A 23,985-nucleotide genomic window follows, 5' to 3' on the forward strand; every position below is an offset into this window, starting at 1 on the left:
CTTTTCTTCTCGCCTGATCTTTCATCGGAGCCTTCGTCCATGATCCATCGTTTCGCCGCAGCCAGCCTTTCGGCGCTTGCCCTTGCGCTTTGCGGGCCTGCCGCTCCGGCATGGGCCGATAACCATGCGGCGACCTCTGCGGTGCCGCAGGCGACCGCCGATCTGCCGACGCTGGTTTCGCAGGTGCAGATTCCGTACGAGAAGTTCGAGCTGGAAAACGGCCTCACCGTCCTGGTGCACGAAGATCGCAAAAGCCCGGTCGTCGGCGTCACGGTCTATTATCGCATCGGCAGCAAGAGCGAACCGCGCGGTCGCACCGGCTTTGCCCACCTGTTCGAACACCTGATGTTCGGCGGATCGGAGAACGTCGAGAATTTCGACATTCCGCTCGAGGCAGCCGGATCGACCAGCACCAATGGTTCGACCTGGTATGACCGCACCAACTATGTCGAAACCGTGCCAACCGGCGCGCTCGACCTTGCGCTGTTCATGGAAAGCGACCGCATGGGCTATCTGCTCGGCGCGGTCACGCAGGACAAGCTCGACAAGCAGCGGGGCGTTGTCCAGAACGAAAAGCGGCAGGGCGATAATGCCCCCTATGGTCTGGTGCAGTACCAGCTCGCCGAAGGCCTGCTGCCGGCCGGTCACCCCTATCGCCATTCCACCATCGGTTCGATGGCGGATCTTGATGCAGCCAGCCTGACCGACGTGCGCCAGTGGTTCACCGACAACTACGGCCCCAACAACGTGGTGCTGGTGCTGGCGGGCGACATCGACGCCAAGACCGCCCGCCCGATGGTAGAGCGCTGGTTCGGCGCGATCCCGCGCGGGCCGGAAGTGGTGCGCACCGTGGCGCAGCCGGTAACGCTTGCGGCTGAAAAGCGTGACACCATCACAGACCAGGTGCCTGTAATCCGGATCATGAAGAACTGGACGGGGCCGGCCATCACCGATCCCGACGCCGTGCCGCTCGCCGCGGGTCTCACCGTGCTCGGCGGGCTCGCCTCATCGCGGCTCGACAACGCGCTGGTGCGCGGCGACGAGCTGGCCGTCTCGGTCAGCGCCTCCGCCCAGCAGCATGAACAGCTCAGCTACCTGCAGGCGCAGATGGATGTGAAGCCGGGCGTTGATCCGGCTGTCGCCGAAGCGAAGTTCAACGCGATCATCGCCGAGTTCGTCGCCCGCGGTCCAACGCCGGACGAGCTGACCCGCGCCGCGACCCAGATCGTCTCAGGCCAGATTGGCGCGCTCGAAGAGGTCGGCGGCTTTGGTGGCAAGGGCGCGACGCTGGCCGAAGGGCTGCTCTACACCGGCGATGCGGCGCATTACAAAAAGGAACTGGACAAGGTCGCGCGCCTCACGCCGGCGCAGGTTCAGGCAGCCATGCAGCGCTGGCTGGGGCGCCCCGCCTACACCCTCACCATCCAGCCGGGCGAACGCACCCTTGATGGCGCCGCGATGGGTGGTTGGGGCGATGAGGCCACCGGAGAGGCGATCACGCCCGATCCCAAAACCCCCATTCCCGTCACCCGCACCGCTCCCCCGCGCCAGGCCCCTGACGTTGCACCTGTGGGCGCGCTGACCTTCCCTGCGGTGGAGACTGCGCGCCTTTCGAACGGTATCGAGGTTTCGCTGGCGCGGCGCACCTCGATCCCCAAGGTCAGCATGGCGATCACTTTCGACGCGGGCAGTGCCGCCGATGGCCCGGCTCGGGCGGGCACCCAATCGCTGATGATGGGCTTGCTCGACGAGGGCACCCTCACGCTGACCGCCGAACAGATCGCGATCGCGCAAGAGCGCCTGGGCGCATCGATCGGGACCGGCACCGGCACCGATACGAGCAGCGTGCAGATGACCGCGCTGACCGCCAACCTTATCCCCTCGTTCGCGCTGGTGGCGGACATCGTGCGCAACCCGGCCTTCAAGCCCGAGGATGTCGCGCGCGCCAAGAGCCAGCAGCTGGCCGGCATCGCGCAGGAGCGCGCCAATCCCTTCGGGCTCGCCCAGCGGGCCATCGGTCCGATCCTCTATGGCCCGGACCATCCCTACGGCAACGTCGGCGCGCGCGGTCTGCCCGAAGTCGTTTCGTCGCTGGACGCCGCAGCCTTGCGGGCCGAGCATGGGCGCTGGCTCCGCCCCGACAATGCCCGCATCACCGTGGTCGGCGATATCCTGATGCCTGAACTGGTCGCATCCCTCGAAAAGACATTTGGCGACTGGCAAGCGCCTGCCGGGGCGAAGCCGCAAAAGAACGTGGATGCAGCCGTGCCCGCGGCCCGTCCGCGGGTGGTGGTGATCGACCGCCCGAACAGCCCGCAAAGCGTGCTACTGCTCGGCCGCGTGTTGCCGGTGCGCGGGACGCAAGGCGGGCTCGAGGCGCTCGATCTTGCCAACGAGGTGATCGGCGACGGCTTCCTGTCGCGCCTCAACATGGACCTGCGCGAAGAGAAGGGCTGGACCTATGGCATCCGCAGCGGGTTAACCGGAGGTGTCGGCCCGCGCGCGTTTACCGTCTTCTCCCCCGTCCAATCCGATCGTACGGCGGATTCGATCAAGGCGATCCTGGAAAACCTGTCGGCCTTCCCGGCCAGCAAGGGGATCGACCAGACGGAGCTGCAGCGGGTGACGGAAGGCAACGTGCGCGGTCTGCCCAACCGATTCCAGACCAACGGACAGGTGCTCTCCGCCATCCTCGGCAATCAGCTGCTTGGTCGTCCGGGCGACTACCAGACCAGGCTGCCCGATATCTACCGGGGGATCGATGCCGCCCGGATCGACGCGGCGGCACGCGAATATCTCGGCAGCGACAATCTCGTGATCGTGGTGGTGGGTGACCGCATGCAGATCGACGAGCAGATTGCCACGCTTGGAATGCCGGTCGAATATCTCGAAGCCGACAAGCTGTGATTGCAGCGCACTTCGGCCCAAATCTGGTTGAAGCGCGCTGACACTCGTGTAAATAGTGCATCCAGAAGTGCCGGGTCGCCCGAGGTCCGCACACCATCCAAGGAGTTGGACTATGTCTGTTGCAGGTACCTACAAGGCCGTCGTGAAAAGCCCGATGGGCGATCAGAACGGCACGTTCACCGTCGTTCCGGCCGAAGGCGACAGCTTCACCGGTTCGCTGGTCGGCAGCCTCGGATCGATGGATGTGGTCGACGGCAAGATCGACGGCAACACCCTGACCTGGAAAATGAACATGACCGTGCCGATGCCGATGACGCTCGATTGCGAAGCGACTGTCGACGGCGACCAGCTGACCGGCAGCGTCAATGCCGGCGCGTTCGGCGCGATGCCGCTGACCGGCCAGCGCGAAGGCTGATCGCATTTGCCTCCAAGGGCAGCAAAAGGCCGCCGGAGTTCGCGCTCCGGCGGCCTTTTTGCATGGCTGCGCGGCGGTAGTTGCCAGCAGCCTCCCGGACGGGTTATCTTCATGTTACGTCTGAACAAGGGAGGGACGCAAAATGAAGTTTCACGCTATTTTCGCAGGAGCCACCGCGCTGGCGCTGACCGCCTGCAGCGGCAACACCGCCAACAGCAATATCGCTGCCGAAGAGGCCGCCGACGAGGCTGCCAGAGCCCCGGCAGCAGTCGAAACACCGGTTGCGGCCGTCTTTCCCGAAGCGGTCGGCGCGTTCGGTGACGGTTTCCCCAATGCAGGCGATCCGTGCCGCAACCTCGGTGAAACCGCCGCGACCTCGAACTATCTCGACGACAGCCTGATTCTGGTCGGCTGCCCCGACACCGCCTCGGCCGAAGCGCTGAACGGCAAGATCGTCAGCACGGTCGAAGGGATCGTCATGGTCTCGGTGCGGACCGGCGACACACCGGTCGCGCCGACCACGGGCGAAGCCCCCACGCCGGACGAATAAGTGTTGCACAGCAGGAACCTGATCGCAGGCGGCGCGCTGATGATGCTCGCCGCCTGCGCCACCACCTCGGCCCCGCACCCGCTGACGGGGAGCGAGTGGCAGCTTGCCGCCATCGACACCTCCGGCAGCACCACCACGCTGACGCCGGCGCTGCAGGCACGGCACACGCTGACCTTCGGCGATGAGGGCGCGCTGACGCTGCAACTCGATTGCAATCGCGGCCGCGCCTCGTGGACGGCGGGCAGGCCGCGCGATGGAGCAGGCGCGATCGATATCGGCCCGATCGCCAGCACGCGCGCATTGTGCCCCGAACCCAGCTTCGGCAACCAGATGGCAACCGCCTTGTCCGAAGCCCAGACCTATGTCCTGACGATGGACCGGCGCGAGCTGGTGATCGAAACCGGCACATTGCGCTTCACCTTTGCCGCCGCCGAATAGGCACGCGGCGCGCGGATGCCGCGTAAGACTAAAGTCGCTCTCGCGCAGTCTCCCCCACTGACATAGCCTTGCAGGCAGGATCGGGCGCACCCTCGCGCACCGGTCATGCCCATCAGAGGGGGAGGACACATGAGCCACGACACGCCGCAAGGTCATGCTTCGGAGCATGATGGGCCAGACGCCCTGCCCGACATCGATGAAACCACCGCCGACGGCGAAACCAACCTGCGCGAGGATGCCTATTGGCATGAGAACCTGCGCCTGCTGGGCGTGCTGATGGCGATCTGGTTCGCCTGTTCGTTCGGGGCGGGGATCCTGTTTCGCGAATGGCTCGATCAGTTCATGCTCGGCGGTTACCCGCTCGGCTTCTGGTTCGCCCAGCAGGGTTCGATCTACGTCTTCATCGCGCTGATCTTCTTCTACGTCGTGCGGATGAAGCAGATCGAACACAAATATGATCTCGACGATTGAGGGGGGACGGACAATGGACACTCAAACTCTGATCTACCTCTTCGTTGGGGTAAGCTTCGCGGTCTATATCGGCATCGCCATCTGGAGCCGTGCGGGATCGACCAAGGAATTCTATGTCGCGGGCGGCGGGGTTAACCCGGTGGTCAACGGCATGGCCACCGCTGCCGACTGGATGAGCGCGGCCAGTTTCATCTCGATGGCCGGGATCATCGCCTTTGTCGGCTATGATGCGTCGGTCTATCTGATGGGCTGGACCGGCGGTTATGTGCTGCTGGCGCTGCTGCTGGCGCCGTATCTGCGCAAATTCGGCCAGTTCACCGTGCCCGATTTCATCGGCACGCGGTATTACAGCAAGGCCGCCCGCGTGGTGGCGGTGATCTGCCTGATCTTCATCAGCTTCACCTATATCGCCGGGCAGATGCGCGGGGTCGGGATCGTGTTTTCGCGCTTCCTCGATGTCGACATCACCATGGGCGTGATCATCGGCATGGGCATCGTGTTCGTCTACTCGGTGCTCGGCGGGATGAAGGGCATCACCTATACCCAGGTGGCGCAGTTCTGCGTGCTGATCTTCGCCTATATGGTGCCCGCATTCTTCCTCAGCTTCATGATTACCGGCAACCCGATCCCGCAACTGGGTCTCGGGTCGACGGTGAACGATGGGTCTGGGCTGTATGTGCTCGAAAAGCTCAATCTGGTGCTCGGCGACCTTGGGTTCGGGGCCTATACCGATGGGCAGAAAAGCATGATCGATGTGTTCTGCATCACGCTGGCGCTGATGGTCGGCACGGCAGGCCTTCCGCATGTGATCGTGCGGTTCTTCACCGTTCCCAAGGCGTCCGACGCGCGCAAATCGGCGGGCTGGGCGCTGGTCTTCATCGCGCTGCTCTACACCACGGCCCCGGCGGTCGCGGCGTTTGCGCGGCTCAACTTCATCGATAACGTCAACGAGCAATCCTACAGCGAAGCCCCCGGCTGGTTCACCAACTGGGAAAGCAATGATCTGATTGCGTTCAAGGACAAGAACGGCGACGGCAAGATGCAATACCGCATGGGCAACGCCTTTGACGGGAAGCCCGAATTCACCGGAACCGCTGGCGCTTCGGGTGAACGCGCCGTCAGCAACACGCCGGTCGAAGGCAATGCCAACGAAGTCTATGTCGATCAGGACATCATGGTGCTGGCCAACCCGGAAATCGGCAATCTGCCCGGCTGGGTGGTGGCATTGGTGGCCGCAGGCGGGCTGGCAGCGGCGCTGTCCACCGCGGCAGGGCTGCTGCTGGTGATCTCCGCATCGGTCAGCCACGATCTGCTGAAGCAGACCTTCCGTCCAAACATCTCGGAAAAAGGTGAGCTGCGCGCGGCACGCATTGCGGCCACGGCGGCGATCATCATCGCGGGCTATCTCGGCATCTACCCGCCGGGCTGGGTCGCGCAGGTGGTGGCCTTCGCCTTCGGGCTGGCGGCAGCGACGCTGTTCCCGGCGATCTTCATGGGCATCTTTTCCAAGCGGATGAACAAGGAAGGCGCGATTGCCGGGATGCTGTCGGGTCTGGTGTTCACCTTCGGATACATCTTCTACTTCAAGCTGATCGCCGCGCCTGAAGCCAACGTTGCCGCCAACTGGCTGTTCGGGGTTTCGCCCGAAGGGATCGGGGTGATCGGAATGCTGATCAACTTCGGGGTCGCGATTGCTGTGTCGATGGTGACGGCAGGCCCGCCGCTGGAAGTGCGCAAGCTGGTGGATTCGATCCGCGTGCCGCGCGGTGCGGGCGAAGCCCACGTGCACTGATCGGCTGAACCACTCGCCCACCCCGCTCCTTCGGATCGCAAGCGGGAAAGGGGCGGCATCCGGCGACGGGTGCCGCCCTTTCGCGTTCGCGCAAGCTTGCGGATTTGCATGAATAGAGTAGCTTTTCGCGCGAGAGAGAGGGCCGGATCATGATGCTGGGAGCCGCGATTGCTGCGGCCATTGTGTACCTGGGCGGGTTGTTCTGGCTGGCCGCATGGCGCGACCGGACGCAAAGCCCTGCGTTGCAGCGCCATGCGGGTACCGTCTACGGCCTCAGCCTCGCGGTGTACTGCACCAGCTGGACGTTCTTCGGCGGGGTCGGCACGGCGGCGACGGCGGGCTGGGATTACCTGCCGATCTATCTCGGGCCGATCCTGATGTTCACGCTCGGGTTCGGGCTGGTGCGCAAGATTCTCGCGCAGGCGCAGGCGCAACATTCGACCTCGATCGCGGATTTCCTGTCGGCGCGATACGGCAAAAGCGCCAGTATCGCGGCGCTGGTGACGGTGATCGCCACCCTCGGCACGCTGCCCTACATGGCGTTGCAGCTGGAATCGGTCGGCAGCGCCTTGCTGACGCTCGACCCCACCTTGCGCGTGCAGGTCGCGGCGGATGAACTGGTGCTGCTGGTGGCCGCGCTGATGGGCCTGTTCGCAATTTTGTTCGGCTCGCGCCGGGCTGATCGGGCAGGCGACAATACCGGTCTGGTGCTGACGATTGCGGTGGAGGCAATGGTCAAGCTGGCCGCGTTGCTGGCGGTCGCCGGACTGGCGCTGTGGCTGCTGCTGAGCGGGGCGGAAGCGCCTGCCGCATCGCCTGCCCCCGCCCTGTTCGCCGCAGACCAGTTGGATGCGCGCTTTGCCGTCCTCACCCTGATCGCCGCCGCTGCCGCGCTGTGCCTGCCGCGCCAGTTCCACATGAGCTTTATCGAAGCCCCCGGCGACCGCGCCACCCCGGCGATGCAATGGGTGTTCCCGGCCTATCTGACGCTGACGGCGCTGGTGATCGTGCCGGTGGTGCTGGCGGGGCTGGCGGTGCTGCCGGCGGGCACCGATCCCGATACCATCGTGCTCGCGCTGCCGCTGGCGACCGATAATACGGCGCTGGCGGTGCTGGTGTTCCTTGGCGGCTTTTCGGCCTCTGCCGGGATGATCGTTGTGGCCAGCGTGGCGCTGTCGATCATGATCACCAATGACCTGATCGCCCCGCTGCTGCTGCGCCGCGCGCTGGCGGGGCGCGGCGACAGGGGCAAGATCGCGGCGCGGCTGCTGCTGATCCGGCGGCTGGTGATCGCGGGCCTGCTGCTGGCGGCCTATGCGTTCTATCGCGGCTTTGCCGGGATCACCGATCTGGCGGGCCTTGGCACTCTGGCCTTCGCGGCGGCGGCGCAATTCGCGCCGGGGCTGGTGCTGGGGATGGTCAGCCAGCACGGCAACCGCGCAGGGATGCTGTCGGGGCTTTTGGTGGGCTTTGCGTTGTGGCTGGCGCTACTGATCTGGCCCGCGGCAAGCGGCACTGCGCCGCTGCTGAGCATTCATCCCGATCCGCTGGTATCGGGCGTGGTGTTGAGCCTTGGCATCAACGTGCTGCTGTATTGGTTCGGCTCCGCCCTCGCCCGTCCTTCACTGCTCGATCAGGCGCAGGCGGCGGCCTTCGTCGGCACACCGATGCCTGGCGATTTGCCGCGCCGCGCCACAGCCAAGCGGGTGGGCGATGTGCGGGCGTTGCTGACGCAGTTCGTCGGGCGGGAACGCGCCGATGCAGCGCTTGTCGCCGTGCCGCTGCGCAATGGCGATCCTGCGGAAGCCAAGGTGCTGGAACTGGCCGAGCGGGTGATTGCAGGCGTCATCGGCACATCGTCGGCGCGGATGCTGGTGGGATCATGGGCGGGCGGCGACCCGATCCCCTTGCCCGAAGTGGTCGCGATGTTCGACGAGACCCACCGCCGCCTGACCTTCAGCGGCGACCTGCTCCAGACCGCGATCGAAAGCATCGATCAGGGCGTGGCGCTGGTGGACGGCGACATGCGGCTGGTGGCGTGGAACAGCCGCTATCAGCAGATTTTCGACTTGCCCAATGCGCTGGTCAGCGTGGGCACGCCGATTGCCGATCTGATCCGCTTCAATCTGGAACGCAGCCACTTGCCCGAAGCCGAGATTGCCGAACAGGTCGCCCGGCGGCTCGATCATATGCGCGCCGGGCGCGAACACCGGATCGAGCGCGAACAGCATGACGGCCGGGTGCTGCGGATCGTCGGTGCGCCCACGCCCGGCGGCGGCTATACCACCTCCTATACCGATATCACCGCAGACCGCCGCGCCGAACAGGCGCTGGAGGAAAAGGTCGCGACACGCACCCGGCAATTGAGCGCCGCCAACGAGGCATTGGCGCAGGCGACCCGGTCGAAAACCCGGTTTCTGGCCGCAGCCAGCCATGACCTGATCCAGCCGCTCAACGCCGCACGCCTGTTCGCCTCGGCCTTGGGAGAGGAAGTCGCGGGGCGGCCTGCGCTGGAGCGTTTGGTGGCCGATCTGGATGGCTCGATTACCTCGGCAGACCGGCTGATCCGCGCGCTGCTCGACATCTCCAAGCTGGATAGCGGCGGGGTGATCGCCAATGCCGAGCCGGTCGCGCTGGATCAGGTGTTCGAGGATGTGGCGCGCGAATTCGCATTGCAGGCGCAGGCCAAGGGATTGCGGCTGCGCCGGGTGCGGACAACCGCATGGGTAATGGCCGATCGCGCATTGCTGACCAGCGTCTTGCGCAATCTCGTCAGCAATGCGGTGCGCTATACCGCAAGGGGCGGCGTTCTGATCGGGGTGCGACGGCGGGGCGATGACGCGCAGATCTGCATTCACGATAGCGGGCGCGGAATTGCGCCCGGCGATATCGAGCGCATCTTCAGCGAATTCGAGCGCGGCGTTTCGACCGACCGCGAAGGGCTGGGCCTGGGGCTTGCAATCGTCCGGCGGGCAGCGCGGCTGCTGGGGATCGACATCGAGACAGCATCGCAGGTCGGGCGCGGCAGCCGCTTTGCCTTTGCCATGCCGGTGCTGCGGCGCGAGGCGCTGCCGGTTCGGGCGGCGGCACCCCGGCGAACACCGGGGCGGCTGCCTGCAGCAAGCGCGCTGGTGGTCGATAATGATTCCTCGGCGCTGGCGGCGACGGCAGCTCTGCTGGGGAAATGGGGGCTGACCGTCACCTGCGCGGCGAACGGCGTGGACGCGGCAACGGCGATGCGCCGGGCGCCGGACATTGCGATCATGGACTACCGGCTCGACGGGGCAGAGCGCGGCGATGCCACCTATGCGACGCTCTGCGAGGCATGGGGCACGCGCCCGCCGGCGATCCTGCTGACGGCCGAGGCTTCCGACGAGACCGAAGCGGCTGCGGCCCGCATGGGCGCAACCCGGCTGCTAAAGCCATCGCCCCCTGCCGCCTTGCGCGCGTTGATAACCACCTGTCTGACGCAGAGTCGTACGGCGGGCGGTCAGGCCATGGCGGAACCGGTCGCGGGCTGATCGACGTCGAGCTTGGCGGCCAGAAGCACCGCCTGCGTGCGGCTGTTGACCCCCAGCTTGCGCAGGATCGCGGTGATGTGCGCCTTCACCGTCGCTTCGCTGATGGTGAGTTCATAGGCGATCTGCTTGTTCAGCAACCCCTGCCGGATCGCCGCCAGAATGCGCCGTTGGGCCGGGGTGAGGCTGGCGATGCGCGCCAGATCGTCGTCGTCCTGCGGCTCGCCATCGGGGAACGAGCCGTCGCCGTCGCGCACCGCGCCGAGCGCTTCACGCATCGCATCGAGGCTGGATGATTTGGGGATGAACCCCGCCGCGCCCAGCTGCGCCGCTGCCGCAGAAACGCGGGCCTCCTCGCTGGCGGAAACGATCACGACAGGCAGCGCCGGGTAATCCTGCCGCAAGTCCATCAGCACGCTGAGACCGGAGGAGTCCGCCATGTGCAGATCGAGCAGCAGGGCTTCTGCCGCACCCGCAGCCAGCGCCGCGCGCGCCTCGGCAGCGGAGCTGGCCTCGATGATATTCGCACCGGGCCAGACCTTGCCCACCGCGTGCGCCAGCGCGCTGCGGAACAGCGGGTGATCGTCGGCGATGATAATGCGCCCCGGCACGGCGTCAGCGGTACCTGTTCATCGATTTTGGCGCCCTTCGACCAGCCGTTCGACCAGCGAAGGATCGGCCAGCGTCGAGGTATCGCCCAGCGCGCCGAATTCGTTCTCGGCGATCTTGCGCAGGATGCGGCGCATGATCTTGCCAGAGCGGGTCTTGGGCAAGCCATCGGTGAAGTGGATGATATCAGGCGTCGCGATCGGGCCGATTTCCTTGCGCACCCACTGGCGCAATTCGGCCAGCAGGGCATCGTCGCCCTCCTCGCCCGCGTTGAGCGTGACGTAGCAATAGATGCCCTGCCCCTTGATATCATGGGGGTATCCGACCACCGCGGCTTCTGCCACCTTGGGGTGAAGCACCAGCGCGCTTTCCACCTCGGCGGTGCCCATCCGGTGGCCCGAGACGTTGATGACATCGTCCACGCGGCCCGTGATCCAGTAATATCCGTCCTCGTCGCGCTTGCACCCGTCGCCGGTGAAGTACTTGCCCGCATAGGTGCTGAAATAGGTCTGCACGAAGCGGTCATGGTCGCCGTAGACGGTGCGCGCCTGACCCGGCCAGCTGTGGGTGATGCACAGGTTGCCCTCCGCCGCGCCGTTCATCACGCCGCCTTCATTGTCGACCAGTTGCGGCTGGATGCCGAAAAACGGCAGGCCCGCGCTGCCCGGCTTCATGTCATGCGCACCCGGCAGCGTAGTTATCATCGTCCCGCCGGTTTCGGTCTGCCACCAGGTGTCGATGATCGGGCAGCGGCCTTCGCCGACCACATTGAAATACCAGCGCCAGGCCTCGGGATTGATCGGCTCGCCGACGCTGCCGAGCAGGCGCAGCGAATCCCGGCTGCGGCTGGTGACGTAATCGTCCCCCTCGCGCATCAGCGCGCGGATTGCGGTGGGCGCGGTGTAGAGGATGTTCACCTGATGCTTGTCGACCACATCCCAGAACCGCCCGTGATCGGGGAAGCTCGGAACGCCTTCGAAGATGACTTCGGTCGCCCCGTTGATCAGCGGCCCGTAGACGATGTAGCTGTGCCCGGTGACCCAGCCGATATCGGCAGTGCACCAGAACACCTCGCCCGGCTGGTAATCGAAGATGTAGTGAAATGTGCTCGCCGTCCACACGCCGTAACCGCCGGCGGTGTGGAGCACGCCCTTGGGCTTGCCGGTGGAGCCCGAGGTATAGAGGATGAACAGCGGGTCTTCCGCCGCCATTTCCTCGCAGGGGCATGCCGTATCGCTGGCGAGATCATCCAGCCAGTGATCGCGCCCGTCGGTCATCGCCACCGCGCCGCCGGTGTGGCGGACGACCAGCATCCCGTCGATCGGGGTGTCGTGATCGGGCTCGGCCAGTGCGGCATCGACATTGGCTTTGAGCGGCACGCGCTTGCCGCCGCGCAGGCCCTCGTCGGCGGTGATGACAAAGCGGCTGCCGCAATCCTCGATCCGTCCGGCCAGCGCCTCGGGAGAAAAGCCGCCGAACACCACCGAATGCACCGCGCCCAGCCGCGCGCAGGCGAGCATGGCGGTGACGCCTTCGACGATCATCGGCATGTAGATTGTCACCCGGTCACCCTTCCTGACGCCGAGCGATTTCAACGCATTGGCCATCCGCACCACCTCGCAGTGGAGTTCGCCATAGGTCAGTTTCCGGGTTTCGCTGGCGGGATCGTCGGGTTCGAAAATCAGCGCGGTGGTATCGGCAAGTTCAGGCAGGTGCCGGTCGACCGCGTTGTGGCACAGGTTGAGCGTGCCATCCTCGAACCACGTGATCCCGACCGGATCATAGGCCCATTCCCCGCCCTTGGTCGGCGCGCGCATCCAATCGATCCGCTGCGCCTGTTCCAGCCAGAACGCGTCGGGTGCCTCGACCGAACGGCGATACATCTCGGCATATTGATCGGGCGTGCAGTGGGTAGGGGTGCGGGGTTGGGGCCGCTCGACAGCGTGGATCATCTCGACTCTCCCTTATCTCTTGGCCGCCTTTTACATCAGGCTACACGCCGCGCGCCCTCAGACAAAGGTCTTACGACCATCCGCTAACTGTGCGCCTCGCACCGATCCGCCCATCCTTGCTGACGATAATAAAGGATGGGAGGGTTCCATGGTTCACCTTGATGCGCGCCGCGGCTTGCGTTTCGCGCTGCTTGGCGCGAGCATGCTGACGGCGACGCCGGTGCTGGCGCAGGATCAAAGCGTCGATCAGCGGCTCGACCGGTTGGAGGCGCTGGTCGAAGGGCTGATTTCGCGGCTCGATGCGGAAACCGGTGATCACGCCGCACAGGACAATGCCATGCGCACCCAGCAGGATGCCATGCGCGAACAAAGCGCCGCGCTGCTTGCCGCCACCCGCGATCTTCAAGACCGGCAGGCTGAACTCGCAGAGCAGGTCGCCGCGCCCAAATTGCAGGAAGACAAGGGCTTTCGCGTCGGCAAGACCACGGTAGCCTATGCCGGATACGTCAAGGTGGATGCCATCGCGCAACGCACCAGCGGCGGGCAATTGCAAAGCGGCAGCCTGCTGCGCGACTTCCTGATACCCGGTCTGATTCCGGTCGGCGGCGAGGCATCGGGATACGACACGGATTTCAGTGCGAGGCAGACGCGGTTCATCCTGAAAACCGCGACCGATGTGGGGGCCGAACACAAGCTCAATTCGCATATCGAGCTGGATTTCATGGTCACCGAAGGCGGGGACGAGCGGGTCAGCAATTCCTATGTCCCGCGGATGCGGCAAGCGTTCATCACCTATGACAATTGGCTGTTCGGGCAGGCGTGGTCGACCTTCCAGAATGTCGGCGCGTTGCCCGACAGCCTCGATTTCATCGGCCCGACGCCGGGCACTGTGTTCGCGCGCCAGCCGATGGTGCGGTGGAGCAAGAACGGCTGGCAGATCGCCGCCGAACAGTCCGAAACCGTGGTGACGTCCCTCACCGGCGGGCGGGTGATTACCGGTGACGATACCATCCCCGATCTCGTCGTGCGGTACGATCACAAGCGCGACTGGGGCACGCTGACGGCCGCCGCGATCGGGCGCAAGCTGACGATGTCGGACGACGATTTCGGCCAAGCTGACGATGCGCTCGGCTACGGCCTCAGCCTGTCGGGCAAGGTCAAGGTGGGGGCGCGCGACGACATCCGCTTCATGGCGACTGCGGGCGACGGGCTGGGGCGTTATATCGGGGTCAATATCGTCAATGATGCGGCCGTGGATGCGGCCGGCAATCTCGATCCGATCTTCACCTATTCGGGCTTTGCCGCCTACCAGCACTGGTGGGGTCCGCGCCTGCGCTCGGTCGTTTCGGGCGCTTATTTCAAGGCTGACAACCCGGTATTACTGACCACCAATCAGGTGACCGACGAAAGCTGGAACGCGCTGGCGAACCTGATCTGGACCCCGGTCGATCCGCTCGATATCGGGATCGAGCTGATGTATGCGAACCGCGCGCTGGAGGATGGCCGGTCGGGCGATCTCAGGCGGTTGATGCTGTCCACCCGCTACAATTTCTAACCCCGATCACACGAACCAATTTGGCAACGTTTTACTTGAATCATTGCCAAATTGGTATCGGTAGAGGATCAGAAACGGTAGGCCACGCCCGCGCTGATGACCCACGGATCGAGCTTGTGCTCGGTCTCGATCGCCAGCGTATTGCCGGCAAACCAGCGTGCGGTGGTATCGATGAAATAGCGCTTGGCATCGAAGGTCAGGCCCAGGCCCTTATCGCCCAGCGGCACGTCGAACCCCGCCTGTAGTGCAAAGCCGAATTCGTCCGACAGGTCGGTATCGGTGACGCCCAGCGGGATCGTGGCCGCCCCCGGCTGGTCGCTGAGCCAGATGAAATAGGCGACGCCGCCGCCGACATAGGGCTTCACCCCGCCCAGATCGAAGTGATACTTGGCGGTGACTGTCGCAGGCAACAGCAACGCGTCCGAGACCAGTTCTGCACCCACAGGCAGACCGGCAGTGGCATCGACATCGTGCTGGGTCGTGCCCGCAATCGTCTCGATCGAGACATTGTCGGTGAGGAAATATTCCACCGCGACGGTCGGCACATAATTGTCGCTCGCCTTGGTTTGCGTATTCGCCGGAAGGCCGACGATATCGACATTGACCGCAGTGATCTTCCCGTCCGGCAGAACCGCAGTACCAAGCACCTTGAACTGGATGTCGCCTGCACGGTCGGTATCGTTCTGGGCCATCGCCGGAGCCGCGGCCAGCGCCAGAGCTGCACCGCCAAGCATCAGAAAAGTCTTCATTGTGATTGCGTCCTTCAACGGCAGCAGTGGCCGCCTTGCGCGGCCCAGGATTGTTGCTGCCTGTGATCGCCCGTTAGCCCCGGATGTGGCGCGGGCTCATTGATCCCGATCAAAGACCATTGGATCGCGTTCGTTCATTGCCGCACCATCATGGCGACAATCAGCACCAATTTCGGGCATGGCAGCATGGAAGCTTTCCGTGACGCATTGCCCATCGGATCCGGCGCGGCAGCGACCGCCGATCGGCTGTGCGAAATCGGCTATTGCCTGCAGCTTGCCAAGGGTGAGCAGCTCGCGCCCGATCCGCGCGAGGACCGGCTGGTCTATATCGCCGCAGGCGCCGCCAAGCTGGTGGCCCAGCCGGTCACCGGCTCACCTGTCAATCAGGTTCTGGCGTTCCATTTCGCCGAAGACATGATTTCCGTGCTGCGCCAGTGCGCCAGCAATTCGTGGGGCGATTTCCGCCTGGTGGCGCTGACCGATTGCGATATCGCGGTGTTCCCGGCGGAACGCTTCCTCGACATCGCCCAAGGCGATCCGGCCGTCTTGCGTTCGGTGCTCGCGCGCAGCCTGCAGGCGCTCCACCGCAGCCGCACCCGGATGATGCAGATGGGGCACAAATCCGCGCAGCAGCGGATTGCCGATTTTCTGGTCTCGATGGCCGAGCGGCTGGCCGATTGCACAGCGGGACGTTGCGCCTTCGCCCTGCCAATGAGCCGCCGCGATATAGGCGACAGCCTCGGCCTCACCATCGAAACGGTCAGCCGCCAGCTCACGGAACTACGCGAAGCCGGTCTGGTCGAAACCGAAGGCCGGTCAAAGGTCTGCCTTTCCGATGTCTCCGCGCTCGCAAGGGTTGCCGGACGGCAGGCTCAGCAGACAGGCAATGCTCCCGATAATTAATCAAATTTGATCTGGATCAACCACACAGATTGCAGAGGCGCGGTAAAGCGGGCCGACGGAAGGAATACATCAACATGGAAGCAGTCGTTCGGCGGCTGGGGGTCTGGGCGTTCGTCCTGCTTTCAGCCATAATCGCTATTGCGCTGACCCCGGACAGCGGGTTCGCAATTCACATGGGCATCGTCGCGCTGGTTGCGGTGATCCTGACCATCGCCACGCTGGGCAGCTATGATCCGCTGGCGCACGCGCAGAGCATCTTCAAGATGCCTCCCGGCCCGTCGCGTTATGATGACGACGTGATCCGCTGGGGCGTGATCGCCACCATGTTCTGGGGCCTGGCAGGCCTGCTGGCGGGCGTGTTCATCGCGGCGCAGCTCGCCTTCCCCGCTCTCAACCTTGAACCCTATCTCAATTTCGGCAGAGTGCGCCCGCTGCACACCTCGGCGGTGATTTTCGCCTTCGGCGGCAACGCGCTGATCGCGACGAGTTTCTACGTCGTGCAGCGCACCTGCCGCACCACGCTGGCCTTTCCGCAGCTGGCCCGGTTCGTGTTCTGGGGGTATCAGCTGTTCATCGTGCTGGCGGCCACCGGCTACCTGCTCGGCATCACCCAGTCGAAGGAATATGCCGAGCCGGAATGGTATGTCGATCTGTGGCTGACCATCGTCTGGCTGGCCTATCTCGCGGTGTTCGTCGGCACGCTGCTGCGCCGTCATGAACCGCATATCTATGTCGCCAACTGGTTCTATCTCGCCTTCATCGTGACCATCGCGATGCTGCACGTGGTCAACAATCTGGCGATCCCGGTCAGCTTCCTCGGATCGAAAAGCTACAGCGCCTTTGCAGGCGTGCAGGATGCGCTGACCCAGTGGTGGTACGGCCACAACGCGGTCGGGTTCTTCCTCACCGCAGGCTTCCTGGCGATGATGTATTACTTCGTGCCCAAGCAGGCCGGGCGGCCGGTCTATTCCTACCGCCTGTCGATCATCCACTTCTGGTCGCTGATCTTCCTGTATATCTGGGCCGGTCCGCACCACCTGCACTACACCGCGCTGCCCGATTGGGCGCAGACGCTGGGTATGGTGTTTTCGATCATGCTGTGGATGCCCAGCTGGGGCGGGATGATCAACGGTCTGATGACGCTGAACGGCGCATGGGACAAGGTTCGCACCGATCCGATCATCCGCATGATGGTGCTGGCGCTCGCCTTCTACGGGATGAGCACCTTCGAAGGCCCGATGCTGTCGATCAAGGCGGTGAACAGCCTGTCGCACTATACCGACTGGACTATCGGCCACGTCCATTCCGGCGCGCTGGGATGGAACGGGATGATCACCTTCGCCTGCGTCTACTTCCTCGTGCCGCGCCTGTGGCAGAAGCAGCGGCTGTATAGCCTGCGGATGATCAACTGGCACTTCTGGCTCGCGACGCTGGGGATCGTTTTCTACGCCTCCAGCATGTGGGTCGCCGGGATCACGCAGGGCCTGATGTGGCGCGAATACGGATCTGACGGCTACCTGGTGAACAGCTTTGTCGACACCGTCTCGGCGCTGCACCTGATGTATGTCGCGCGGGCCGTGGGCGGGCTGATGTACCTCGCTGGGGCTGTCATCATGGCCTACAACATCTGGATGACCATCGCGGGCAAGCTGCGCGATGAGGCTCCGATGGGCGACACCGCGCATGACGAGGCCGCCGACCGCCCGATCATCCCCGAACCGCAGGCTCAGCCGGCCGAATAAGGCAGGCGAGAAGGAACGCGAACAATGACCGACAAAAATCGCAAAGACGTGTTTGAAGGCCACAAGAAGCTGGAGAAGAACGTCACCCTGCTGGCCGCGGCGACTTTCGTCACGGTGGCAATCGGCGGGGTGGTGGAAATCGCCCCCCTGTTCTGGATCGACAACACCATCGAAAAGGTGGAGGGGATGCGCCCCTACACCCCGCTCGAACAGGCGGGCCGGGACATCTACATCCGCGAAGGCTGCTATACCTGCCACAGCCAGATGATCCGTCCGTTCCGGGACGAGGTCGAACGCTATGGCCACTACAGCCTCGCTGCGGAATCAATGTACGATCACCCGTTCCAGTGGGGGTCCAAGCGCACCGGGCCGGACCTGGCGCGCGTGGGCGGGCGCTATTCGGACGAATGGCACGTCCAGCACTTGAAGGCACCGCGCAGCGTCGTGCCGGAAAGCATCATGCCCAATTACAGCTTCCTTGCCGAAACGCGGCTGGATGTGCCCGATCCGTCCGCCAACCTTGCCGCGCTGCGGCGCGTGGGCGTGCCCTACAGCGATACCGACATCGAACAGGCATCCGCCGACCTCATGGCACAGGCCGATCCCAACCGCGAGGCGGGCGACCTCGCAGAGCGATACCCGAAGGCGCAAATCCGCGATTATGACGGCGATCCGACCCGCGTGACCGAGATGGATGCGCTGGTGGCCTATCTCCAGATGCTCGGCACGCTGGTCGACGTGAACAGCGCCGCCGCGCAGGAAGCTCTGGCCGAGGAGAAGGGACGGTGAGCCTGTACGAAATCCTGCGCCACTTCGCCGATAGCTACGGGCTGGCGATGATCTTCGCGCTCTATCTGACGCTGTGCCTGTGGCACTTCCGCCCCGGCGCGAAGAGTCACGTGGAAACGGCCAAGCACTCGATTTTCAAGGATGACGAACATGGTCAATAAGCGCATCGACCAACCCACCGGCACCGAAACCGTCGGCCATGAATGGGACGGCATCGAGGAGCTCAACACCCCGCTGCCGCGCTGGTGGCTGTATACCTTCTACGCCACGATCATTTGGGCGGCGGTGTATGTCGTGCTCTATCCGGCCTGGCCGCTGATCGACAAGGCGACCGCAGGCACGCTCGGCTGGTCGAGCCGCGGGGATCTCGCCAAGGAGATGAGCGCTGCCGACCTCGCCCGTCAGGGCGTGTTCGAGCAGATCGCGGCGACCGATATCGAGAAACTCGTCGCCTCGCCCGAACTCATGGGGCAGGCGATTTCGGGCGGCGCGGCAGCGTTCAAGGTCAATTGCGTCCAGTGCCATGGCGCAGGCGCGGCAGGCTCTGCGGGCTATCCCAACCTCAATGACGACGACTGGATCTGGGGCGGCACACTGACCGAAATCCAGTATTCGATCACCCACGGCATCCGCTGGGAAGGTGCCGACGAGACCCGGATCAACTACATGCCCGCCTTCGATGGCCTGTTCGACGCTGGCCAAGTCGATGCGCTGGCCGGCCATGTCCTCTCGTTGTCGGGCAAGGGCAAATCCAGTGCAGCGGGTGCAACCCTGTTCGCGGAAAACTGCGCCGCGTGCCACGGCCCTGCGGGCGGCGGGATGCCGGACATGGGTGCGCCTGCGCTCAACGATGCGATCTGGCTGTTCGGCGGAACCGAGGCAGAGGTGAAGAAGCAGATCCTCGCTCCACGTCACGGCGTGATGCCCGCGTGGAAGGACCGGCTCGATCCGGTGACGATCAAGATGCTCAGCGCTTACGTGCATTCGCGCGGCGGCGGCCAGCAGGCAGCCCCGGCGCAGGACGAGGTCGCAGCCGAAACCGACATTGCCCAAGGACCAAAGGCCGAAACCGATGGCTGATAACACGGAACTCGAGCGCCGCGTGTCTGGCGCGGGCAAGCCCCGCGACTGGGCCAGTGCGCTCGGGTCCTCCGCGCCGGAAGCCGATGCTGCCGATGCAGGCCACGGCTTTCTGGGCAGCGACCTCTACGAAAAGGGCAAGACCGTCCACAACAAGCGGATCGACGGCCCGTTCCGGCGGTTCAAGTGGCTGCTGATGCTAGTCACGCTGGCGATTTACTACATCACCCCGTGGATCCGCTGGGATCGCGGGCCGTACGCGCCCGATCAGGCGGTGCTGATCGACCTCGCGCATCGCCGCTTCTACATGTTCGATATCGAGATCTGGCCGCACGAATTCTACTTCGTCGCCGGGATGCTCATCATGGCCGGGCTCGGCCTGTTTCTGGTCACCAGCGCGGTGGGCCGGGCTTGGTGCGGCTATGCCTGCCCGCAAACGGTGTGGACCGATCTGTTCCAGCACGTCGACCGCTTCATCGACGGGGATCGCAATGCCCGCATCCGGCTGGACAAGGCACCCTGGGGCCCGGCCAAGATCGCGCGGCGCAGCGGCAAATGGGCTATTTACCTCGTCATCAGCCTGCTCACCGGCGGGGCGTGGATCCTGTATTTCGCCGACGCGCCGACGCTCACGCGCGAGTTCTTCACAGGGGAGGCGGCGCTGGTCGCCTATGCGACCGTGGGCATCCTCACCTTCACCACGTTCTGGCTTGGCGGGTTCATGCGCGAACAGGTGTGCATCTACATGTGCCCATGGCCGCGCATCCAGACCGCGATGCTCGACGAAAAATCGCTGATCGTCACCTACAAAGACTGGCGCGGCGAACAGCGCGGCAGCCTGAAGAAAGCGGCCAAGGAACCCGATCAATACGGCGACTGCATCGATTGCCTGCAATGCGTCGCAGTGTGCCCGACCGGGATCGACATCCGCGAAGGCCAGCAGATCGGCTGCATCACCTGCGGGCTATGCATCGACGCCTGCGACAAGGTGATGGCGGAGGTCGGCCGCCCGCGCGGGCTGATCGATTACGCGACGCTCGAACAATGCGAGGCGGAAGCCGCAGGCGCGCCGCCGACGCCGGCGTGGAAGGCCCTGCTGCGCCCGCGCACATTCATCTATTTCGGCGTTTGGGGCGCCATTGGGGCGGCGATGCTGTTCGCGCTCGGCACCCGCACGCACACCGATCTCACCGTCTCGCCCGATCGCAACCCGCCTTTCATGCTGCTCAAGGACGGCTCCGTGCGCAACGCCTACACCTTGCGCCTGCGCAACATGGAGGCCCGCCCGCGCGACATGGAAGTGGCGCTGACCGGCCTGCCCGATGGCGCGGTGATGTGGACAGAGGCGGTCAGTCTCGAAAATGCCGCTCCCGTGCAGGTCATCGCCGTTCCCGCCAACGAAACGAAGGTGGTGCGTGCCTATGTCATGCTGCCGCCGGGCGAGCGGGCAGATGTCTTCAGCTTCCGCCTGACCTCGCTCGACGAGCAGCGCGAACAGGATATCGCTGCAACCACCTTTGCCATGCCGGGGAACGAATGATGGCCACCAAGCGCAAGGAATTCACCGGGAAGCACATGGCGATGGTGTTCGTCGCCGGCTTCGGCATCGTGATCGCCGTCAATCTTGTGATGGCCAGCTTTGCCGTCAGCGGCTTTCACGGGGTCGTGGTGGCGAATTCCTATGTCGCCAGCCAGAAGTTCAACGGCTGGCTGGACAAGGCGGAGGAGTCCCGCGCCTTGGGCTGGGAAGTGCGGCCCGAACGCCGCACCGACGGACGGGTGGTGCTGTCCACTGCGGGTGTCCCGACGGGTGCGACCGTCACTGCAGACCTGCGCCGCCCGATCGGCGCGAAAGACTTTGCCAGCCTCACCTTCGCCCACGACGGCGAAGGCCGGTGGCTCTCGAACGAGGCTGTCGCGCATGGGCGCTGGACGATGCGGCTGGCGATTGCCGCTGCAGGCCAGGATTGGGCCGGGGAAAGCGAACTCAAGTGAACGCCCCTGCCTCTATCTTCAACGGCGACGAAGCCGAGCTTGTCTCGACGCGGTTCACGGTGCCGGGGATGCGGTGTGCAGGCTGTATCGGCAAGATCGAACGCGAATTGCCCAAGACCCCCGGCATCATCGCCGCACGCGCCAATTTCTCCGCCAAGCGGGTGGCGATCCGGCACGATCCGGCGATCGATGAAGACCGCTTGACCCAAGCCCTGCGCGATCTCGGGTTCGAGGCACAGCGGCTAGCCGACAACCCGCTCGGGGTCGAAACCGAGGAACGCAAAAGCCTGATGCGCGCATTGGGCGTGGCGGGCTTCGGGATGATGAACGTGATGTTGCTGTCGGTCAGCATCTGGTCGGGCGCGGATGGGCCGACCCGCGATCTGTTCCACTGGCTTTCCGCGCTGATCGCCATGCCGGTGATCGCCTATTCGGGCCGCCCGTTCTTCGCGAGCGCATGGATGGCGCTGAGCCACCGGCGCACCAACATGGACGTGCCGATCTCGATCGGCGTGATCCTTGCCACCGCGCTGAGCCTCTACGAGACGATCACCGGCGGCGGCCACGCCTATTTCGAAAGCGCGGTGATGCTGTTGTTCTTCCTGCTCGCCGGGCGCGCGCTGGATGCCGAGATGCGCACCCGCACGCGCGCAGGCATCGGCGCGCTGCTGGGGCGGATGGGTAAAAGCGCCAGCGTGATCAGTCCGGACGGCAGCACCCGCCGCGTGGCCGCCGCAGACCTGGAACCAGGGATGCTGGTGCTGGTCGCCGCCGGAGAAGCGATGGCTGCCGATGGCGAAGTGACCGAAGGCACCAGCGCCATCGACAATGCGATGCTGACCGGCGAAAGCGCGCCTGAACCGGTGGGGCCGGGGGCGGTGGTGCATGCCGGTGCGATCAACCTCAGCGCCCCCCTGCGCATCCGCCTGACCCGCGTGGCCGAGGATACCGCGCTCGCCGAAATCGCCCGGCTGATGGACGAAGCCGGGCAATCGCGCAGCCACTATGTCCGAATCGCCGACCGCGCCAGCCGCCTCTATGCGCCGGTGGTGCATAGCCTTGCCTTGCTGGCCTTCGTCGGCTGGATGATCGCGGGCGCGGGCTGGCACCAGTCGCTCACCATCGCAATTGCGGTGCTGATCATCACCTGCCCCTGCGCAATGGGGCTCGCCGTCCCCGCTGCGCAGGTGGTGGCTTCGGGCGCGTTGCTCAAGCGAGGTTTGCTGGTGAAGGACGGGAGCGCGCTGGAACGCCTCGCCGAATGCGACATCGCGCTGCTCGACAAGACCGGCACGCTGACGCTGGGGGAGCCGCGCGCGGATATCGCCGCGCTGGATGCAGAGACCCGCACAGTGGCGCTGGGGCTGGCGCAGGCGAGCCGACATCCGCTCAGCCGGGGTCTCGCCGCCGCGTTGCTGCGTGAGGGCGTGGAGCCTGCCGTCATCGACAATGTGCGCGAAACCAGCGGCACCGGCCTCACCGGTCAGTGGCACGGACAGGAGGTCGCGCTCGAACGGCCCGAGGACACAGCCCAGTCCCTCGCCGCGTGCCTGCGGATCGGCGAGAGCACCCAGACCATCACCTTCGCCGACCCGTTGCGCGGTGATGCCGCTGCGACCATCGCCGCATTGCAGGCCGAAGGGGTGGGCGCCAGCATCCTTTCGGGCGACCGTGCCGCACCGGTCGAAGCGGTGGCCCGCGCACTGGGGCTGGAGGCAACCGCCGAAGCCAGCCCGCAGGCGAAGCTCGCAGCGCTCGAAGCGCTGAAAGCCCAAGGCCGCCGCCCGTTGATGGTGGGTGACGGGTTGAACGATGGTCCGGCGCTCGCCGCCGCGCACGCCTCGATCGCGCCCGGCACCGCGTCCGACGCCAGCCAACAGGCCGCCGACGCGGTGTTCATCGGCGAAAAGCTGATGCCGGTCGCGCTCGCCATCCGGGTCGCGCGGCGGACGATGCGGATCGTGCGCGAGAATTTCGGCTTCTCCATCGCCTACAACATGCTGGCCGTGCCGCTGGCACTGTTCGGGCTGGTCACGCCGCTGATTGCCGCGATTGCGATGTCGGTCAGTTCGCTGGTGGTGGTCGCCAATTCGCTGCGGCTGGCCCGAAGCGCCAAGACGAGCGCCAGAGAATGACCGGGCTTGTGTTCCTCATCCCCATTGCGCTGGGCATGGGGCTGCTGGGCCTCGGCGCCTTCCTGTGGTCGATGCGCGACGGGCAGTATGACGACATGGACGGCGCCGCCGCGCGCATCCTGATCGAAGAAGACGAGCCGCTGGAGGACGATGCATGAGCGCCGCCCTGCCTTTCGCTTTCGCAGCGCTGTTGCCGGTGTTGATCGGCCCGCTTCCCGCCGAAAGCCGGGCGATCACCGCCGCATTGTGCAACGGCGGAACCATCACGATCCCGCTCGGCGACGGCGACACGCCCGCAGATAAGGGCGACTGCCACCCCAAAGCCTGCCACGCCGGCAACTGCCGCGACAAAGACCGTCCCGAACGCACCAAGCGCGGCATTTGA

The 23,985-nt window shown here is 65.0% G+C and carries 21 protein-coding genes; 18 read left to right on the forward strand and 3 right to left on the reverse strand.

The window, feature by feature from the left end:
• Nucleotides 1–39 precede the first annotated feature (39 nt).
• The 7 genes from J3454_RS05535 (at nt 40) to J3454_RS05565 (ending at nt 10,094) form a co-directional block, all read left to right on the forward strand.
• Nucleotides 40–2,907 (forward strand): M16 family metallopeptidase, encoded by a 2,868-nt coding sequence (locus J3454_RS05535; protein WP_349512744.1) that lies wholly within the window; start codon nt 40–42, stop codon nt 2,905–2,907.
• A 112-nt stretch (nt 2,908–3,019) separates the two neighbouring features.
• Entirely contained in the window at nt 3,020–3,322 is a 303-nt protein-coding gene (locus tag J3454_RS05540) for a hypothetical protein (RefSeq protein WP_349512745.1), read from the forward strand.
• Between the two features lie 142 nt (nt 3,323–3,464).
• The gene (locus J3454_RS05545) at nt 3,465–3,872 is read left to right on the forward strand and encodes a hypothetical protein (RefSeq protein ID WP_349512746.1); all 408 of its coding nucleotides are present in this window, start codon (nt 3,465–3,467) and stop codon (nt 3,870–3,872) included.
• 3 nt (nt 3,873–3,875) lie between these two features.
• Nucleotides 3,876–4,310 (forward strand): META domain-containing protein, encoded by a 435-nt coding sequence (locus J3454_RS05550; protein WP_349512747.1) that lies wholly within the window; start codon nt 3,876–3,878, stop codon nt 4,308–4,310.
• A 129-nt stretch (nt 4,311–4,439) separates the two neighbouring features.
• Nucleotides 4,440–4,781, forward strand: a complete 342-nt coding sequence (locus tag J3454_RS05555; RefSeq protein ID WP_349512748.1) for a DUF4212 domain-containing protein — start codon at nt 4,440–4,442, stop codon at nt 4,779–4,781.
• A gap of 13 nt (nt 4,782–4,794) precedes the next feature.
• A complete protein-coding gene (locus J3454_RS05560; protein ID WP_349512749.1) occupies nt 4,795–6,573 on the forward strand; it encodes a sodium:solute symporter family protein in 1,779 nt (592 codons plus the stop codon).
• A gap of 149 nt (nt 6,574–6,722) precedes the next feature.
• On the forward strand, nt 6,723–10,094 hold the full coding sequence (locus J3454_RS05565) for a hybrid sensor histidine kinase/response regulator (protein WP_349512750.1): 3,372 nt from the start codon (nt 6,723–6,725) through the stop codon (nt 10,092–10,094).
• On the opposite strand, the gene J3454_RS05570 is transcribed toward J3454_RS05565, so the two are convergent.
• Nucleotides 10,064–10,702, reverse strand: coding sequence for a LuxR family transcriptional regulator (locus J3454_RS05570; protein WP_349512751.1), 639 nt, complete (start codon nt 10,700–10,702; stop codon nt 10,064–10,066). The two genes, J3454_RS05565 and J3454_RS05570, sit on opposite strands and share 31 nt — an antisense overlap.
• 18 nt (nt 10,703–10,720) lie before the next feature.
• Nucleotides 10,721–12,652 carry an acetate--CoA ligase gene (gene acs, locus J3454_RS05575; RefSeq protein ID WP_349512752.1) on the reverse strand — a complete coding sequence of 644 codons (1,932 nt, stop codon included), beginning with the start codon at nt 12,650–12,652 and terminating at the stop codon, nt 10,721–10,723.
• Nucleotides 12,653–12,800: 148 nt separating this feature from the next.
• Between acs and J3454_RS05580 the strand changes: the two genes are divergently transcribed.
• Nucleotides 12,801–14,207 (forward strand): DcaP family trimeric outer membrane transporter, encoded by a 1,407-nt coding sequence (locus tag J3454_RS05580; protein WP_349512753.1) that lies wholly within the window; start codon nt 12,801–12,803, stop codon nt 14,205–14,207.
• 68 nt (nt 14,208–14,275) lie between these two features.
• Here J3454_RS05580 and J3454_RS05585 read toward each other — a convergent pair whose 3' ends face one another.
• Nucleotides 14,276–14,956 carry an OmpW/AlkL family protein gene (locus tag J3454_RS05585; protein WP_349512754.1) on the reverse strand — a complete coding sequence of 227 codons (681 nt, stop codon included), beginning with the start codon at nt 14,954–14,956 and terminating at the stop codon, nt 14,276–14,278.
• 99 nt (nt 14,957–15,055) lie between these two features.
• On the opposite strand from J3454_RS05585, the gene J3454_RS05590 reads away from it, so the two are divergent.
• The 10 genes from J3454_RS05590 to J3454_RS05635 all read left to right on the forward strand — a co-directional run bounded on the left by J3454_RS05590 (nt 15,056) and on the right by J3454_RS05635 (nt 23,985).
• Nucleotides 15,056–15,859 (forward strand): Crp/Fnr family transcriptional regulator, encoded by an 804-nt coding sequence (locus J3454_RS05590; RefSeq protein WP_349512755.1) that lies wholly within the window; start codon nt 15,056–15,058, stop codon nt 15,857–15,859.
• 74 nt (nt 15,860–15,933) lie between these two features.
• The gene (ccoN, locus tag J3454_RS05595; protein WP_349512756.1) at nt 15,934–17,601 is read left to right on the forward strand and encodes a cytochrome-c oxidase, cbb3-type subunit I; all 1,668 of its coding nucleotides are present in this window, start codon (nt 15,934–15,936) and stop codon (nt 17,599–17,601) included.
• A gap of 24 nt (nt 17,602–17,625) precedes the next feature.
• The gene (gene ccoO, locus J3454_RS05600) at nt 17,626–18,390 is read left to right on the forward strand and encodes a cytochrome-c oxidase, cbb3-type subunit II (protein ID WP_349512757.1); all 765 of its coding nucleotides are present in this window, start codon (nt 17,626–17,628) and stop codon (nt 18,388–18,390) included.
• Entirely contained in the window at nt 18,387–18,551 is a 165-nt protein-coding gene (locus J3454_RS05605) for a cbb3-type cytochrome oxidase subunit 3 (protein WP_349512758.1), read from the forward strand. The genes ccoO and J3454_RS05605 overlap by 4 nt, the downstream gene beginning before the upstream one ends.
• A complete protein-coding gene (gene ccoP, locus J3454_RS05610; protein WP_349512759.1) occupies nt 18,541–19,470 on the forward strand; it encodes a cytochrome-c oxidase, cbb3-type subunit III in 930 nt (309 codons plus the stop codon). The genes J3454_RS05605 and ccoP overlap by 11 nt, the downstream gene beginning before the upstream one ends.
• Entirely contained in the window at nt 19,463–21,010 is a 1,548-nt protein-coding gene (gene ccoG, locus J3454_RS05615; RefSeq protein ID WP_349512760.1) for a cytochrome c oxidase accessory protein CcoG, read from the forward strand. Before ccoP ends, ccoG begins: the two co-directional genes overlap by 8 nt.
• On the forward strand, nt 21,010–21,465 hold the full coding sequence (locus tag J3454_RS05620) for a FixH family protein (RefSeq protein ID WP_349512761.1): 456 nt from the start codon (nt 21,010–21,012) through the stop codon (nt 21,463–21,465). Before ccoG ends, J3454_RS05620 begins: the two co-directional genes overlap by 1 nt.
• Complete coding sequence (locus J3454_RS05625) at nt 21,462–23,600, forward strand: heavy metal translocating P-type ATPase (protein ID WP_349512762.1); 2,139 nt, start codon at nt 21,462–21,464, stop codon at nt 23,598–23,600. Before J3454_RS05620 ends, J3454_RS05625 begins: the two co-directional genes overlap by 4 nt.
• A complete protein-coding gene (gene ccoS / locus J3454_RS05630; RefSeq protein WP_349512763.1) occupies nt 23,597–23,758 on the forward strand; it encodes a cbb3-type cytochrome oxidase assembly protein CcoS in 162 nt (53 codons plus the stop codon). Before J3454_RS05625 ends, ccoS begins: the two co-directional genes overlap by 4 nt.
• Complete coding sequence (locus tag J3454_RS05635) at nt 23,755–23,985, forward strand: hypothetical protein (RefSeq protein WP_349512764.1); 231 nt, start codon at nt 23,755–23,757, stop codon at nt 23,983–23,985. Before ccoS ends, J3454_RS05635 begins: the two co-directional genes overlap by 4 nt.

It is taken from the genome of Erythrobacter sp. NFXS35 (genome assembly GCF_040148725.1).
Taxonomy (GTDB): Bacteria; Pseudomonadota; Alphaproteobacteria; order Sphingomonadales; family Sphingomonadaceae; genus Erythrobacter.

Excerpts from the sequence above, each read along its gene's own strand:
- ccoS (WP_349512763.1), top strand. The coding sequence starts at position 23,597 with ATGACCGGGCTTGTGTTCCTCATCCCCATTGCGCTGGGCATGGGGCTG.
- ccoO (WP_349512757.1), top strand. The coding sequence starts at position 17,626 with ATGACCGACAAAAATCGCAAAGACGTGTTTGAAGGCCACAAGAAGCTG.
- J3454_RS05585 (WP_349512754.1), bottom strand. The coding sequence starts at position 14,956 with ATGAAGACTTTTCTGATGCTTGGCGGTGCAGCTCTGGCGCTGGCCGCG.
- J3454_RS05540 (WP_349512745.1), top strand. The coding sequence starts at position 3,020 with ATGTCTGTTGCAGGTACCTACAAGGCCGTCGTGAAAAGCCCGATGGGC.
- J3454_RS05635 (WP_349512764.1), top strand. The coding sequence starts at position 23,755 with ATGAGCGCCGCCCTGCCTTTCGCTTTCGCAGCGCTGTTGCCGGTGTTG.
- acs (WP_349512752.1), bottom strand. The coding sequence starts at position 12,652 with ATGATCCACGCTGTCGAGCGGCCCCAACCCCGCACCCCTACCCACTGC.
- J3454_RS05545 (WP_349512746.1), top strand. The coding sequence starts at position 3,465 with ATGAAGTTTCACGCTATTTTCGCAGGAGCCACCGCGCTGGCGCTGACC.
- J3454_RS05580 (WP_349512753.1), top strand. The coding sequence starts at position 12,801 with ATGGTTCACCTTGATGCGCGCCGCGGCTTGCGTTTCGCGCTGCTTGGC.
- J3454_RS05560 (WP_349512749.1), top strand. The coding sequence starts at position 4,795 with ATGGACACTCAAACTCTGATCTACCTCTTCGTTGGGGTAAGCTTCGCG.
- ccoG (WP_349512760.1), top strand. The coding sequence starts at position 19,463 with ATGGCTGATAACACGGAACTCGAGCGCCGCGTGTCTGGCGCGGGCAAG.
- ccoN (WP_349512756.1), top strand. The coding sequence starts at position 15,934 with ATGGAAGCAGTCGTTCGGCGGCTGGGGGTCTGGGCGTTCGTCCTGCTT.
- J3454_RS05555 (WP_349512748.1), top strand. The coding sequence starts at position 4,440 with ATGAGCCACGACACGCCGCAAGGTCATGCTTCGGAGCATGATGGGCCA.
- J3454_RS05565 (WP_349512750.1), top strand. The coding sequence starts at position 6,723 with ATGATGCTGGGAGCCGCGATTGCTGCGGCCATTGTGTACCTGGGCGGG.
- J3454_RS05620 (WP_349512761.1), top strand. The coding sequence starts at position 21,010 with ATGGCCACCAAGCGCAAGGAATTCACCGGGAAGCACATGGCGATGGTG.
- J3454_RS05535 (WP_349512744.1), top strand. The coding sequence starts at position 40 with ATGATCCATCGTTTCGCCGCAGCCAGCCTTTCGGCGCTTGCCCTTGCG.
- ccoP (WP_349512759.1), top strand. The coding sequence starts at position 18,541 with ATGGTCAATAAGCGCATCGACCAACCCACCGGCACCGAAACCGTCGGC.